This is a genomic window from Vulcanococcus sp. (genome assembly GCF_044369115.1).
Classification (GTDB): domain Bacteria; phylum Cyanobacteriota; class Cyanobacteriia; order PCC-6307; family Cyanobiaceae; genus Vulcanococcus.
Map to the genome: position 1 here is coordinate 1 of NZ_JBIPMN010000059.1, position 13,349 is coordinate 13,349.

Annotated in this window: 15 protein-coding genes and 1 tRNA gene; 7 read left to right on the forward strand and 9 right to left on the reverse strand. The window is 62.8% G+C overall.

The window, feature by feature from the left end:
* Nucleotides 1-2,277, reverse strand: a 2,277-nt coding sequence (locus ACIQ2E_RS06200; protein ID WP_398327699.1) for an AAA family ATPase, incomplete at its 3' end; no start/stop codon positions are given.
* On the reverse strand, nucleotides 2,268-3,464 hold the full coding sequence (locus ACIQ2E_RS06205) for an exonuclease SbcCD subunit D (RefSeq protein ID WP_398327702.1): 1,197 nt from the start codon (nucleotides 3,462-3,464) through the stop codon (nucleotides 2,268-2,270). The genes ACIQ2E_RS06205 and ACIQ2E_RS06200, both read right to left, overlap by 10 nt.
* Before the next feature lie 142 nt (nucleotides 3,465-3,606).
* On the opposite strand from ACIQ2E_RS06205, the gene ACIQ2E_RS06210 reads away from it, so the two are divergent.
* The gene (locus ACIQ2E_RS06210) at nucleotides 3,607-3,921 is read left to right on the forward strand and encodes a c-type cytochrome (RefSeq protein WP_398327740.1); all 315 of its coding nucleotides are present in this window, start codon (nucleotides 3,607-3,609) and stop codon (nucleotides 3,919-3,921) included.
* On the opposite strand, the gene ACIQ2E_RS06215 is transcribed toward ACIQ2E_RS06210, so the two are convergent.
* Entirely contained in the window at nucleotides 3,886-5,724 is a 1,839-nt protein-coding gene (locus ACIQ2E_RS06215; RefSeq protein WP_398327705.1) for an autotransporter outer membrane beta-barrel domain-containing protein, read from the reverse strand. The genes ACIQ2E_RS06210 and ACIQ2E_RS06215 overlap by 36 nt on opposite strands.
* Nucleotides 5,725-5,913: 189 nt before the next feature.
* Here ACIQ2E_RS06215 and ACIQ2E_RS06220 point away from each other — a divergent pair, with 189 nt between their 5' ends.
* Nucleotides 5,914-6,342, forward strand: coding sequence for a hypothetical protein (locus ACIQ2E_RS06220; RefSeq protein WP_398327708.1), 429 nt, complete (start codon nucleotides 5,914-5,916; stop codon nucleotides 6,340-6,342).
* A gap of 397 nt (nucleotides 6,343-6,739) precedes the next feature.
* Here ACIQ2E_RS06220 and ACIQ2E_RS06225 read toward each other — a convergent pair whose 3' ends face one another.
* The 6 genes from ACIQ2E_RS06225 to ACIQ2E_RS06250 are packed head-to-tail and all read right to left on the reverse strand — an operon-like array spanning nucleotide 6,740 to nucleotide 9,613.
* Nucleotides 6,740-7,006 carry a YciI family protein gene (locus ACIQ2E_RS06225; RefSeq protein WP_398327711.1) on the reverse strand — a complete coding sequence of 89 codons (267 nt, stop codon included), beginning with the start codon at nucleotides 7,004-7,006 and terminating at the stop codon, nucleotides 6,740-6,742.
* Between the two features lie 26 nt (nucleotides 7,007-7,032).
* The gene (locus ACIQ2E_RS06230; protein ID WP_398327714.1) at nucleotides 7,033-7,347 is read right to left on the reverse strand and encodes a hypothetical protein; all 315 of its coding nucleotides are present in this window, start codon (nucleotides 7,345-7,347) and stop codon (nucleotides 7,033-7,035) included.
* A gap of 50 nt (nucleotides 7,348-7,397) precedes the next feature.
* The gene (locus ACIQ2E_RS06235; RefSeq protein ID WP_398327717.1) at nucleotides 7,398-8,159 is read right to left on the reverse strand and encodes a class I SAM-dependent methyltransferase; all 762 of its coding nucleotides are present in this window, start codon (nucleotides 8,157-8,159) and stop codon (nucleotides 7,398-7,400) included.
* Entirely contained in the window at nucleotides 8,152-8,964 is an 813-nt protein-coding gene (gene trpA / locus ACIQ2E_RS06240; RefSeq protein WP_398327720.1) for a tryptophan synthase subunit alpha, read from the reverse strand. The genes ACIQ2E_RS06235 and trpA overlap by 8 nt, the downstream gene beginning before the upstream one ends.
* Nucleotides 8,965-9,014: 50 nt before the next feature.
* A complete protein-coding gene (locus ACIQ2E_RS06245; RefSeq protein ID WP_398327723.1) occupies nucleotides 9,015-9,362 on the reverse strand; it encodes a DUF3007 family protein in 348 nt (115 codons plus the stop codon).
* Nucleotides 9,362-9,613 (reverse strand): NAD(P)H-quinone oxidoreductase subunit L, encoded by a 252-nt coding sequence (locus ACIQ2E_RS06250; RefSeq protein ID WP_398327726.1) that lies wholly within the window; start codon nucleotides 9,611-9,613, stop codon nucleotides 9,362-9,364. The genes ACIQ2E_RS06245 and ACIQ2E_RS06250 overlap by 1 nt, the downstream gene beginning before the upstream one ends.
* A gap of 67 nt (nucleotides 9,614-9,680) precedes the next feature.
* On the opposite strand from ACIQ2E_RS06250, the gene ACIQ2E_RS06255 reads away from it, so the two are divergent.
* The 5 genes from ACIQ2E_RS06255 to ACIQ2E_RS06275 all read left to right on the forward strand — a co-directional run.
* A tRNA-Leu gene (locus ACIQ2E_RS06255) sits at nucleotides 9,681-9,764 on the forward strand.
* A 113-nt stretch (nucleotides 9,765-9,877) separates the two neighbouring features.
* Nucleotides 9,878-10,375, forward strand: coding sequence for a DUF2231 domain-containing protein (locus ACIQ2E_RS06260; protein WP_398327729.1), 498 nt, complete (start codon nucleotides 9,878-9,880; stop codon nucleotides 10,373-10,375).
* On the forward strand, nucleotides 10,375-11,004 hold the full coding sequence (locus tag ACIQ2E_RS06265) for a DUF2231 domain-containing protein (RefSeq protein WP_398327732.1): 630 nt from the start codon (nucleotides 10,375-10,377) through the stop codon (nucleotides 11,002-11,004). The genes ACIQ2E_RS06260 and ACIQ2E_RS06265 overlap by 1 nt, the downstream gene beginning before the upstream one ends.
* Before the next feature lie 13 nt (nucleotides 11,005-11,017).
* On the forward strand, nucleotides 11,018-11,956 hold the full coding sequence (locus ACIQ2E_RS06270; RefSeq protein WP_398327735.1) for a cytochrome c oxidase subunit II: 939 nt from the start codon (nucleotides 11,018-11,020) through the stop codon (nucleotides 11,954-11,956).
* The coding region (locus ACIQ2E_RS06275; RefSeq protein WP_398327737.1) for a cbb3-type cytochrome c oxidase subunit I at nucleotides 11,956-13,349 on the forward strand (1,394 nt) is incomplete at its 3' end. The genes ACIQ2E_RS06270 and ACIQ2E_RS06275, both read left to right, overlap by 1 nt.

Here is a 13,349-nt window from a genome sequence, read left to right on the forward strand (position 1 = left end):
GGCCAGTTCTGCCAAATCCAGTTCCGTCAGATAGGGAGTGATCGCGGCGCGCAGAGGTTCGCTGTAGCGGTTGGCCAGAGTGCTTTGGGCACTGTGAAAGCGCTCCAGCAACAGCCGCAGAGCCATGGCGCGTTGCTCCAGAGCTGCTCGCTCCGCCTCCGCTTCCTCCCAGGCCACCTGCCGTTGCTCCAGCTCGGCCATGGGGTTGGTAGCCCCCAGGCTTTGGCTGCGTTGCTGGGCTTGCCCGAGCTGGCTGAGCAGGCGATCCTTCTCCCGCTCAAGTGCCTCCAGCTGTTCAGCGGCATCGGCAGCAGGGTTGGCTGAGCCGCCGTGCAGCCTGGCCCTCTGCAGGTGCGCGAGTTCGGCCCGCAGGGCCCCGAGCTGTTGCTGCTGCGTATCCAGCTCACCAGCTGCTGCTTCGGTGCTGTTCAGGTGCTGCAGTCGTTCGCCCAGCACCTGCAAGGAACCTTCCAGCTGGCCGCAGCGGCTGCGCAATTGCTCCTGGGCTGCTTGGCGGCTGAGTCGGTTCTGCTCCAGCTCCCGCAGCTGTTGGTTGCTGCGCTCCAGGCCGCGGCTGAGTTCGCCGCTGCGCTGGCGCAGGCTCTCTTGCTCACTGCGCAGCTCTGCAGGATCGAGGGGGGCAACCTCGCTGCCACCCAAGGCAGTGGCCAGTTGCTGGCGCCTGGGCTCGAGCTGCTCCAGCCGTTGCTGCAGGCCCGACCAGGGGATCGCCTTGGCGGCTTGACGCAGGTTGTTGAGCTCGCGCTCCAGAGCAGTGCGCTGCCGTTCGATCATTTCCGCCTGATCGCTGCTGTTCAGCTGGAGCTCCTGTTGCAGCAGCTCCAGCTGCTGGCAACATTGCCGCTGCTGCTCGAGGGCCCGCGGTAAGGCCTGGCCGCCGCCCGGGCTGATTTGCAGGCGCACGCCGCTGCCCACCGTGAGTTCGGCAGCGGCTTCAATCCGGCGCCGTTCTCCGTTGACCAGCGGTTCCCCATTGAGTTGGATGGGCTGATCGGCAGCCAGCACCTCGAGCCCTGCCGCCATCGCTTCGCAACGGGCGGTGGCTTGGGCCAGGGCCTGTTCGGCCTGCCGGAGCTGCCGCACCTGCTCGGCGGTGATCTCCGGCAGCTCAGCCAGTTGCTGTTTCAGGCCTTCGGCCTGCTCCTGCAGCCGCTGCAGTTGCTGTTGGTACTCGCGCAACTGCCTCACGTCCTCGTTCAGCTGCTGCAGATCCAGCAGCCGTTGCACCTGCTCCTGGCGCTGCGTCAGTTGCTGGAGGGCGGCACTCGTCTCCTTGATCTGCTCCTGGAGCTGTTGGTGTTGCGTTTGTTCCTCTTGCTGTTGCTTGAGGGCTGTGTCCAGTTGCTGCTGCGTTAGCAGAAGCTCCTGTTGCTCCTGACGCTGCTGCTTCAGCAGCTGCTGGTGTTCGTGTTGCCGCTGCAGCAGCGGTTCCAGCTGGGCTTGCAGCAGCTGGGTTTGTTGCTGGAGCTGCAGCTCCCGTTGCAGGGCGGGTCGCTGTTGCTGTTCGATCGTCTCCAGTCGCTCGTTGATGCTGCGCCATTGCTCCATGGCGGCTTCGAGATCCGCCACCTGCTGCTCGGCAAGGGCAAGGGCGGCGGCGGCTTCTTGGCTGCGTTGCTGCGCTCCAGCCAGCGGGGATCCGGCCTTCACCTTGCCGGTGGCGGTGTAGAGCGTGCTGACCTGCTGCTGGATCTGCTCCATTACCAGCCTGTCGGTGCTGGATTGCAGGGGGCTCTGGCTGCTCTGCTGTTGCAGCTGCGCCACCAGGCGCTGGTGGTCGTAGCGCTCCTGGCTGCCGCTGAAGGGGTTGAGGCCGGCGTCGCCCTGACGCACCCAGAGGTGGGCCCATCGCTCGGGGAGTTGGGCAATGCGGCGTCCTTCCACCGGCGCCTCGTAGCCCAGCAACCGAGCCAGCTGCTCCTCAGCCTGGGGGCCGTTCAGGGCGACGCCGCTGCCATTGCTGAGCTGGCAGGTGCCGCTGGCGCCCGCAAAACGTTTGCGCAGGCGCCAGGTTTCGGCGTCGGCTTCAAAGCGGATCTCTACGTCCGGCAGTCCTGGGTGGAGGCGTGAGCGCAGCTCCTCCACTCCGCGCCCGGTGGCGGTGGCGCGCAGGAAGAGCGTCTTGTGCAACGCCTCCACCAGGGTGCTTTTGCCGGATTCATTGGCACCGGCGATCAGGGTGAGCTCCCGGCCGAAGCGCAGCTCCAGGTCGCGGTGGCGCCGCACGTTTTGCAGCCTGCAGGCGATCAGGCGCACCCTGCTGCTCCTGCTGCGCGGTGCAGCTCCGCCAGCGCCAGCTGCAGCAGCTGGCGCTGCACGTTGTCGCCGGCGAGCGTGGCCTGGGACAGTTCCGCCTGGATGCCGCCGGCCACGCTGGCGATCAGGGGGTCTTCGGATCGTTGCAGCAACAGCTCCAGTTCCTCAGGATTCGCTTGCTGCTCGATGCGTCCCCGTCGCTTCAAGCGCAGTAGCTGGGCCTCCAGGCGCTCCAGCAGCTGCCCATAGCGCTGGTGCGCTTCGAGGCCAAGACTGCCGCTCTGCTCCAGCAGCAGCAGCTGCCGGCCGGGTTCGGCCTCCAGCAGGGGCTCCAGCTGCCGCTCCAGCCTTTGCAGATCATTGAGCGAGGTGAGATGGGCTCTCAGCTGCAGCCACTCCAGTGCAGCGGTGGATGCCGGTTCCACCGTTGGAGTGGCGCCGCGCTGGGCCCGAACCACCAGCACCTGACCGCACTGGTAGTCGTCGTTGCGAGGAAAGCGATCGGGTTCCGGCGTCCCGCTGTACCAGGTGCGGGCATTGATCTGTTTGAGGCCGTGCCAGTCGCCTAAGGCGACGTAGTCGAGCTGATCCAGCAACGCCGCATCGAGATTGAGGCGGTTGTTGGCGCTGGTGGGGTTGTCGTCGTCGGCATCGAGATCGGCTGCTGCGAAGCCATGCACCGAGCCATGGGCCAGCAGGATGCGAGGTTTCTCGCTTGGCAGCTCCTGCCACGCCAGCTGCCGCACCCAGTCGGTGGGATCGCTGTTGTCGCTGCGGCGCAGCAAGGGGCAGGGCAGCACCACGGCACCCTCCAGCTCCAGCGGTTCGCGCTCGAGCAGCACCTTCAGATTGGGCGCCCGCCGCTGTTGTTCGCTCACAAAGAAGGGCGACTGCCACACGCTGCCCGGGGCACCGTGGTCGTGGTTGCCGGGGATCACCAACACAGGAATCGCCAGCTTGCCGATCGCCTGACACACGGCGGCCACGTCACTAGTGGTTGGTGTGGGTGCATCGAACAGATCTCCGGCCACCATCAAAAATGCCGGCTGGTAGCGAGGGATCAATGCACCGATCCGGCCGATGGCATCGATGCGCGCCTGCCGCAGCCGGGCCCGTTTGTCGGGATCGTGGACGCGGGCGTAGGGCTTGCCGATCTGCCAGTCGGCGCTGTGCAGAAAGGTGAGCATGCACGGAGGCTCCAGTGCCTCTATTTCAGCGTGTCCGTCTGGTCTGCAGACTGATTCCACCCTTACCAAGCTCTGCGTGCCTGTCTTGATTGCCTGTTGGCGCCGGCTGGGCGCCGCGCTGCTGGCTGGTCTGGTTGCCCTGATGCTCTGGCCTGGGGTGGCCCTGGCCGATGGCGCTCAGTTGTTTGAGCAGCATTGCGCCGGCTGCCATGTGAATGGTGGCAACATCATTCGCCGCGGAAAAACCCTGAAGTTGGCTGCTCTGGAGCGCCAGGGTCTGGCGTCTGAACAGGCGATCGCCGCGATCGCGGCGGAGGGACGAGGCCAGATGAGCGGTTACGCAGCGGTGTTGGGCGAGCAGGGCAGCCAGGAGGTGGCGGCCTGGGTGTGGCAGCAGGCTCTGGCCAACTGGCCCATCACCTCAGAGGCGCAAGCGCAGCTGCAGATTGCCGGCTAAGCCATCGAGGGCCTGATCCTGAGACTGGGTGAGGTAGTCGATCGACGTTTCGATACCGAACCGTTGGCTCAGGCGCCAGACCACACCACCGCCGAGCTGAATGGTGGTGTTGCCGTAGTTGGTGTTGAGGCTGACGCTGTCGTCGAACGTCACGCCATCGCGACCGGCAAAGGTGGTCCAGAAATTGGCACGCAGGAACGGTTGCAGCGCACGCCCCTCGTAGGCAAGACGCACGCCTGAGCGCAGCAGCGCTGCCCATGGGCTGTTGAACGTCATCGAGGCGATGCCGTCGTTGAAGCCGTTGATGGCACTGCCGGTGCCGATCAGCTGCAGTTGGGGCTGGAGTTGCCAGTTGTTGCCCAGCCGGATCGGATAGCCGGTTTCCAGCGAGAGGGTCCAGCCCCAGCCATTGGTGTTCTCGTTGATGGCGTCCAGCGATTGGGTGGCTACGTCGAAGAGGTTCATGCCAGCCACCGCATCCACATACCAGCCGCTGGGATCCACCAGGGTGCCGTAGAGACTGAGGCCATACGACTGCATCTGGGTGGACCCCGAGCGGTTGCCATCGGTGGCATAGGTGAATCCCTGCACCGACCCGGCTGCGTTGCCGAAGTTGAACATCGCCCCCCAACGGCGACTACCGCCGGAGCCCGTGGACTTGATGCCGAGATCCACCCCGAGGTTCACCGCGGTGAGGGTGCCGTTGAACTGCGGTTGGCTGCTGCCGCTCCAGTTCTGATTCCAACCGGATACCGCCACCCGGCTCCACACCTGTTGCTCTGTCGCCACCCCAAGGGCTCCCTGATCACCCCGGCGGTCGTGGAAGGTACTCAGATTGAAGACGTTGATGTCGCGGCCCAGCGCAGGCAGCTGTGCATACACCGGCGTTTCATAGCGGTAGATCGGCATCGGCTCGCCTCCAGAGCTGAGGCCGTTGTTTGGAAGCTCCGGTGCTCCGGCCGGTGGGGCGGCCAGTTCTGGTGTAAGCGTTTCCGGTTCAGGTGTTGGCTCCGGTGTTGGAGTCATGGGTGTGGGAAGGCTTGAGCGCAGGTACCAGCTGTTGCCCGTGCCGCTGCTCACGCCTCCTTTGTAGAGGTAATACTCGTAAGCACCTGCCCTCACCCGTTGCTGGAGGCGAAAGGCATCACTGGTGCTTGTGGCCCCAGCGCTGGCCTGCACCAGCAGAATCCCATCCGCCACGGTCTGCCCACCGGCTCCACCGTCGTTGGTCACCGCCAGCAGGCTGCTGCCACTGATCAGGCCGCCGTTCACGATCAGGCGATCGGTGGCGGAGTGGTCGTTGCCCAGCACGGTTTGGAGGGACAGTAGGCCGTTATTGCCGGTGTAGTTGCCGTTGATCGTGAGGCGATGGTTGGCCCTGCCGGTGGCCAGGTTGATCGTGCCGGCATTGTTCACCGTGGCCAGAGCTGAGCTGCTGGCAGGGCTAATGGTCACGCTGCTCACTGCGCTCACGGCCTGGAGGCTGCTGCTGCTGTCGATGCTCAGGGTGCCGGTGGTGGTGCCGCTGTCCCCCAGGCTCAGATCGCTATCGAGGTTGAAGCGCGATCCGTTGGTGAGCTGAATGCTCTCCCATTCCGTGAAGCGGCTGATGCTGCTGGCCTGGGTGTTGTCGAGGGTGATGGTGTCGTTGCCCAGCCCGCCCTTGAAACCGGCGGTGTTCTCGATCTGACTCGCCAGGTTCCGGAGCGTGGCGGTGTCGTCGTCTGCCCCCAGATCGATCAGGCCCAACACCACGCCATTGTCTTGCCAGAGGAAGGTGTCGCTGTTAACCCCGGTGCTCACGCCGCCGTTTACTTCACCTCCGCTAATGGTGACGCTGTCTACGTCATTGGTGGCGCTTCTTGTCTCTGATCCAACTCGAATGTTTCCGCCAATAGTTCCACCTGATATTTGGATCGTGTCGCTGTCCTGCTTCGCGACTAAGTCACTATCAATTGTCCCTCCGCTCATGGTGAAGATGTTGTTGCCAGTATGCATGTCAACACTTCCGATCCGTCCGCCTTTAAGCGTGGCAACGTCCCCATCTTGAAACCTGCCAACGATGTGTCCACCCTCCATCACAAAGGTGTCCCGACCTCCGCCTTGATCCAGCGAGCTCAGAACACCGCCCGTCATCGTGAAATCGTCGATGCCGATCCCCTGGTTCAGGGGTGCATTCACGATGCCTCCCGTCATCGTAAAGCTATCGGCCCCAGTGCTGCTGGTGATCAACACCGCAGTGATGTCGCCGCTGTTGGCGAAGCTGCCGGGGCTGTTGATATTCAGTTGGCCGCTTCCAAGGCTGATGCTCCCGTTGTTGCTGATGCTGGCGAACGTGCTGAGGGAGCTTCCGATCTCCAGCGTGGCGGTGCTGCCACTGATCGGCGCCAGGCTGCTGCTGGTGTGCAGGGTCAGTTGTGAGAGACCGCTGCTGTTGTTAATGGTGAGGGTGACCGGGCTCCCTGTTGGCTTCAGCTGAACGATGCTGCTGGTACCCATAACAAGGCCTGTCAGCGTCGCTGGCACGTCGATCACGCAGGTTGCCCCGGCTGCGATGGTGACGTTCCCACTTTGTGCGCAGGCCCTGGCTGGCGCCTGCAGCAGCCCGAGGCTGCCGCCGGCCAGGAGCAGTCCAGCTAGAAGACGTCGAGATAAACGCACCGAACCCAGCCACTGCTGGCGGGCAAGTTAGGGGCCTGATCGCTGATGTCTACAGATCCGTTGCGATTCAATGGTGAACAACAACCCAGAGGGTTGCGTTGTTGCGTGATTGGCAAAGAGAAGCGCTTTTTGTGGCGTCTGGCGTTGCTGCGCTCGCTCAGAACGCCTGGATCCAGGGATGGATCTCCACGGCAGTCCAGATGCCCTCGCGCCAGTAGATATCGCTCTTCACCAACGCCTCCACCTCCTGCTGGCTCTCTGCTTCGAAGATTCCGAACACATGACTGCTCGTTTCTGTGGGCCCCAAGGTGATCAGGCTGCCGGCCTGTTGGAGTTCTGCCAGCCGGCGCAAGTGCTCCTCCCGGTAGGGGGTGCGCAACTCCAGAGCGTTGTCGCAGTAGGTGCCCCAGAGAACGAAACGCATCGCCGGATCAAGCTGTGGGCCGCAACCTACAACCAACCGGCGGCGAAGATCGGCTGGGGGATACGGGAGGGGAAGAGGATCGGCCGACCATCGGCTTTGGCGCCGGCTGCATCACTCCAGCGCACCTTGCAGTGGAAGCTGTTGCCATTGGCGCTGTTGCTGATGCGATAGCGAAATTCCTGCACCACGGCCTTCTCCGGCATCAGGTATTGGGCCTGGTTGCAGGCATCCACCTCGGAGATGGCTGAGCTGAATTCGCTCCAGCCGGCCTGGGCAGCCATGGGGGTGAGGGTTATGCCACCAAGAAGCAGGCCAGCGCTGAGCGGAACGCGGAGATTCATGAGGCGCTGCTCACCATCAGATGCCCCGATTCTGACGGCTTCGACAAGGGTTAGCGGCTGATGCGTCCCCAGCGCCCCATCAAGGGCCAGCGCACCAGCAGCTGTTGGTTGCCCGCGTCGGGCCACAGCTGGCGCAGCTCGGCATCGAGTGGTTGCAGTGGGTCAATGCCCTGTTGCCTGGCGCGTTCCACGGCCGACCACGTGCCCAGATAGCCCAGCAGATCGGCCAGGTTCCACTGCCGCTCGATCCAGAGTTGATCGGGGAAGGCCCATTCCTCACCCGGAAACGGCAGGCCTTGGTAGCTCCGGTCGACCCATTGACGCTCCGGCGGCCACCAGGGTTCCAGGGAGGTTCCATAGAAGTGATCGAGGCGGTTCTGCAGCTCCGCTGCTGCCAGCTGCAGCGGCAGGTAGCCGATCCAGGCCAGGACGGCCCCCGCCCTGGCCACGCGGCGCACCTCGGCGTTGAAGGCCTCGCCAGCGAACCAGTGGACGGCCGCCGCCACCAAGACGCCATCGACGCTGGCCTGCGGCAACCCACTGGCCGTGGCTGGGGCCTGTTGGTAGCGGATGCGGGGGTGGGGGGGAGCCTGTTTCAGCTGTTCGGCACTGGCATCGCTGGCCAGCACCTGCCCGAAGTGGTCGGTCAGCGCCAGCGAGGCCTGACCACTACCGCAGCCGCAATCCCAGACGCTTCCTTGCGCTGGGCAGCGGGCGGCGAATGCGGAGAAGAACGATTCGGGATAGGTGGGACGGTGTAGGGCGTAGGCCCGCGACACCGCTCCGAACAGCGCCGCTGCCTGCTCAGTCATCGAGCGCTGAACGGAGCTGCCGGCAGAACGCCCCGGCCGCAGCGGCCACATCAGCCTGCTGGGCATGGGCTTCGGCCATCACCTTCACCAGCGCACTGCCAACGATGGCGCCATCGGCGCCCCAGTCGCGTACCTGACGGGCCTGCTCCGGGCCGGAAATGCCGAAGCCCACCGCCACGGGGGTCGACCCCATGCCTTTGAGCTGCTGCACCAGAACGGCCACGCGCCCCTCGAGGCTGGTGCGCACCCCTGTCACCCCTGTCACGCTCACCAGGTAGGTGAAGCCGCGGCTGGCGGCTGCAATCCGTTCCATCCGATCCGCTGGGGTGGTTGGAGCCACCAGCAGCACGAGATCCAAGCCATGGCTGGCGGCAATGCCGGAGAGCTTTTCAGCCTCCTCCAGAGGTAGGTCTGGAACCACCAGACCAGCGGCTCCGGCAGCGGCGGCGGCCCGGCAGAACGCATCCATGCCCCGGTTCAGCAGCGGATTGCTGTAGGTGAACAGGATCACCGGGATGGTGAGCTCGCCGCGCAGGCCCGTGAGCATCTCCAGCACCTTGCCCGGCGTGGTGCCGGCATCCAGGGCCCGGCTGGCGGCGGCCTGAATGACCGGTCCATCGGCCAGGGGGTCGCTATACGGGATGCCCAACTCGATCATGTCGGCGCCGGCTTCCTGCAGGGCCAGCAGGGTGGCGCGGGTGATCGTCAGCTCGGCGTCGCCCGCCATCAGGAAGGGCATCAGGGCACAGCGTCCCTGCTGCTGCAGTTGGCTGAAACGCTGCTGGATGGGGGTGCTGAGGGTCACGGCAGCGCAGGATCTGACCGTGAGCCTATGGGGTCACAGACGCGGGACTTTCAGGACGCGTTGTCGTTGTTTAGCTGTCCGAGCTCCCGCAGCAGCTTCTCCTGTTCTTCCGGACTCAGGGCGTCGAAGCGTTGTTGCAGCTCTTCGTCGGTGGCGGCCTCGTAGGCCGAGCGGTAGCGGCGCCGCTGCTCCATGTAGGTCATGTTCCCGGTCACCACCCGAAACAGATAGGAGCCCGTCCATACCAACACCACAGCCACCAACACGCCCTGAGCGGCAATGCCAGCCGAGAAACCTTCGAAGCCAACGGCTTGGAAGCCCCAGTAACCCAGGCCCCCGAGCGCAAAGATCGCGAGCCCCGCCAGCAGAGCCTTGCCGCGGGTGATACCAGAACCCATCAAACCTGCCCTTGACCCTGCAGGCGCAGATTCACGAAGGGAGCCAACACGATCAAGCCAGGGAAGAACAGAAACACCAGCCCGTAGACGGCTGTGCGCTCGATCTTGCCCATCACGGTCCAGCGCTTGGTCATCCAGGTCATCAGTGCCGCTGGAACAACAAGCAGATAGGCACCGCCGAGAGCCAGGTAGGCCCCAATCACCAGCAGCGTTTCGCTCGACAGTGAGCTGAGAAACCCAGGCAGGGGCACGGCAGCAAGGCGGTTGCAGCTCAAATCTAGGATGGCAGCCTGGTCGTGGGGTTTGCACCCGGCGCCCGGGAGCATGGCGGAATTGGTAGACGCAGCGGACTTAAAATCCGCAGACGGCAACGTTGTGGGGGTTCAAGTCCCCCTGCTCCCACTGCTGAGTTCGATATCACCGGCGGTGTGGCATCGCCGTAGTTGGCGAACCACAACAATTCTGTGCGGTGTCCGAGCGGCCTCGCCAGCTTGGGAGGAGCCATTGGGCATCTCATGCTTGAGCTGCTGCCGCCGCTCAACGACCACAACCTGCCCTGGATGGACACGATCCATCCCATCGTCGTTCACTTCGTGATCGCGATGGCGTTGATTGCCTTCGTGTTCGATGTGATCGGTGTTGTCTGGCGCAAACCTCCCCTGTTTGAGGTGAGCTTCTGGAATCTCCTGTTTGCCACAGGCGCCATCTTTGTGGCGATCATCTTTGGGCAGGTGGAGGCGGGCCTGGCTGCGCCCTATGGAGCGGCTCGCAACGTCCTTAACATCCACACCACGATTGGCTGGTCGTTGGCGGGGGTGTTATCGCTCCTCTCCGGCTGGCGTTATGTGCTCCGCTCCCGCGATCCGGAAACGCTCCCTCTGGCGTTTGTGGGTGCGGGATCCGTTGTGAGTGCCCTGATCTGTGTGCAGATGGTGCTTGGCGACAAATTGATCTGGACCTACGGCCTTCACACCGTGAAGGTGGTTGCCGCCATGCGTGAGGGGTTGATCTGATGCTTTTTGCCCTCGCCTACAGCCCAGAGCATCCCACGATCGAGCAGATCGCTCAGGAGCTTGGCGCGAACGGCCTGCCCTACAGCCTGCCGATTCACCCGAATCTGGTGCATCTCACCATTGGGTTGTTTGTGATTGCGATCGCCTTCGATCTGGTGGGGGCTTTCTATCCCTTGGAGAAGCGAGTGTTTCGCTTCCTGGCTCTGCCGATTACGCGTGGTGGTTTCCACGATGTGGGTTGGTACAACCTGCTGGCGTGCTGTCTGGTGACCTTCTTCACTGTGGCCGCTGGCTTCTACGAAATGCTGACGGCCGTGCCTCTGCCCGGCGTTAAGAGCACCTTCGGCTTAGGTGGCATGACCACGATGCTCTGGCATGGCGTGGGTGGTGTGCTGGTGCTCGCGGTGATCGTGGGCATGACCGTGTGGCGTGGCTTCCAGCGGTATGCCTGGCGCCGCGATATGGGACGTCAGGTGCAGTGGCTTTACCTGGCTGTTGGGATTGTGATGTTTGCCGTGATCGGCCTGCACGGCACCCTTGGCGCGCAGTTGGCCGCTGAGTTTGGCGTTCATATCGCCGCCGATCAGCTCCTGCAGGCCGGAGCTGATCTCCACACTGCGTTGCCTTGAGGACTGCATTGCCATGACGAGTTCCTCAACACGATCGATCAACACCCCAGCCGTGGTTGGCCTCAGCGTCTGGGTTGGGGTGATGGTGCTGATCAGCCACTGGATGGGGCAGCAAGCCCATCGCTGGCTCCCTGTGCAGGCCTCCACCGCTGCGCCGCTGGTGGACGATCTGTTCAGCTTTGAAACCGCCATCGGCACCTTTGTGTTTCTGGGTGTGGTGTCTGTGATGGCGTGGGTGATGCTGTTCAACCGTGCCGAGAAATACGACGACAGTGATGCCATTCCGATCGAGGGAAACACAAGGCTGGAGGTGATCTGGACGGCAATTCCCTTCGTGTTGGTGATGGGGATTGCGTTCTGGACCATCCGCGCCTCCGAGCAGCTTGGAACGCTTGGCCCCATGGAGCACATCCATCCCCGAAACCCGGTTGAAGAGGTGGGCGGGTATCCCGGCGATCGTTTGCCATCGGAACAGGTGGAGGTGATTGCTCGCCAATGGTCATGGGAGTTTCGTTATCCCGGCTCGACTGTTTCATCCACGGAATTGCACCTTGCCGTGGATCAGCCGGTCACCTTCCGCTTGGTGTCGGAGGATGTGCTTCACGGTTTCTATATCCCCGCTTTCCGTGTGAAGCAGGATGTGGTTCCGGGCCGGGCGATTGATTTCAACGTCACCCCAACCCGTAAAGGGGTGTATCGCCTGCGCGACTCCCAGTTCAGTGGCACTTGGTTTGCTGCCAATCAAGCCGATGTGGTGGTGGAGAGCGCTGAAGAGCATCAGGCCTGGCTCGAGCAGGCTTCCCGTGCCCCGTTGCAGCCGGGCTTGAGCCTCGCTGTTTCTGAGTACGCAACACGCCAAGCCCGCTCCAATCCTGGTTGGGCGACCGTGCCCCCGGCGCCTCCGCCTCAGGTGAACGTTCCCGGATCGACCTCCCAGCCCCACCAAGCCTGATGACCATCGCCACCTTTCCGCCAGAGCCCAACCCCGAACAGGGTTGGGGCCGTTATTTCGGCTTCTGCACCGATGCCAAGGTAATTGGCATCCAATACATCGTTACCGCTTTTTTCTTTTTCCTGATCGGTGGCCTTTTGGCCATGGTGATCCGCGGTGAGCTCATCACCCCGGAAAGCGATTTGGTGGACCGGGCTGTTTACAACGGCATCTACACGATGCACGGAACAATCATGTTGTTCCTGTTCATTTTTCCGGTGCTCAATGGCCTCAACAACTTGCTGATTCCCACCATGATCGGCGCGCCGGATATGGCCTTCCCAAGGCTCAATGCCGTGGCCTTCTGGCTGGTGCCGATCTTCGGTTTTTTGCTGATGGCCAGCTTCTTTGTTCCAGGCGGCCCAGCCTATTCGGGTTGGTGGAGTTACCCACCCGTGAGCATTCAAAATCCACTGGGTCATCTGATTAACGGCCAGGGAATGTGGATCACGGCCGTGGCGCTCTCCGGTGTTTCATCGATCATGGGGGCGATCAATTTCGTAACCACCATCCTGCGGATGCGCGCTCCGGGGATGACTCTGTTTCGCATGCCAGTGTTTTGCTGGACTGCACTGGCGGCTCAGAGCCTGCAACTGATCGGTCTGCCTGCACTCACCGGTGGAGCGATCATGCTCCTGATGGATCTCACCTTTGGCACCAGTTTCTATCGCCCTGAAGGTGGGGGTGATCCTGTGCTGTATCAGCACTTCTTCTGGTTTTATTCGCACCCGGCCGTCTATGTGATCATTCTGCCGGTGTTTGGGATTTTCTCTGAACTGTTCCCGGTTTATTCGCGCAAGCCGCTGTTTGGTTATGTCTATGTGGCTTTGGCGTCATTCATTATCGTAGGGCTCGGGTTGATCGTGTGGGTGCATCACATGTTTCCCAGTGGTGTGGCCCAGTGGATGCGTAATCTGTTCATGGTCACCACGATGTTGATTGCGGTGCCAACCGGGGTGAAGGTGTTTGCCTGGCTGGGAACCCTCTGGGGCGGCAAATTGCGCCTGACCACCCCCATGCTGTTTTGCCTGGGCGGTCTGTTTAACTTCGTTTTCGCCGGCATAACCGGCATCATGCTCGCCACGGTTCCGGTTGATATCCACGTTTCCAACACCTATTTCGTGGTGGGTCACTTCCACTACGTGATCTATGGCGCTGCGGTGATGGGAATTTTTGCAGCTATCTACCACTGGTTCCCGAAGTTCATCGGCCGGATGCCCTACGAAGGGCTTGGCAAGCTCCACTTTCTGCTTACCTTTATCGGCGCCAACCTCAACTTTCTGCCAATGCATCCTCTCGGATTGATGGGGATGCCTAGGCGGGTGTCGAGTTACGACCCCGAATTCACCTTCTG

What these genes read in the sequence shown, in the direction of transcription:
- ACIQ2E_RS06205 (WP_398327702.1), bottom strand. Translation starts at nt 3,464, where the DNA reads ATGCTCACCTTTCTGCACAGCGCCGACTGGCAGATCGGCAAGCCCTAC.
- ACIQ2E_RS06210 (WP_398327740.1), top strand. Translation starts at nt 3,607, where the DNA reads ATGCTCTGGCCTGGGGTGGCCCTGGCCGATGGCGCTCAGTTGTTTGAG.
- ACIQ2E_RS06220 (WP_398327708.1), top strand. Translation starts at nt 5,914, where the DNA reads ATGCATGTCAACACTTCCGATCCGTCCGCCTTTAAGCGTGGCAACGTC.
- ACIQ2E_RS06225 (WP_398327711.1), bottom strand. Translation starts at nt 7,006, where the DNA reads ATGCGTTTCGTTCTCTGGGGCACCTACTGCGACAACGCTCTGGAGTTG.
- ACIQ2E_RS06230 (WP_398327714.1), bottom strand. Translation starts at nt 7,347, where the DNA reads ATGAATCTCCGCGTTCCGCTCAGCGCTGGCCTGCTTCTTGGTGGCATA.
- ACIQ2E_RS06235 (WP_398327717.1), bottom strand. Translation starts at nt 8,159, where the DNA reads ATGACTGAGCAGGCAGCGGCGCTGTTCGGAGCGGTGTCGCGGGCCTAC.
- ACIQ2E_RS06245 (WP_398327723.1), bottom strand. Translation starts at nt 9,362, where the DNA reads ATGGGTTCTGGTATCACCCGCGGCAAGGCTCTGCTGGCGGGGCTCGCG.
- ACIQ2E_RS06260 (WP_398327729.1), top strand. Translation starts at nt 9,878, where the DNA reads ATGCTTGAGCTGCTGCCGCCGCTCAACGACCACAACCTGCCCTGGATG.
- ACIQ2E_RS06265 (WP_398327732.1), top strand. Translation starts at nt 10,375, where the DNA reads ATGCTTTTTGCCCTCGCCTACAGCCCAGAGCATCCCACGATCGAGCAG.
- ACIQ2E_RS06270 (WP_398327735.1), top strand. Translation starts at nt 11,018, where the DNA reads ATGACGAGTTCCTCAACACGATCGATCAACACCCCAGCCGTGGTTGGC.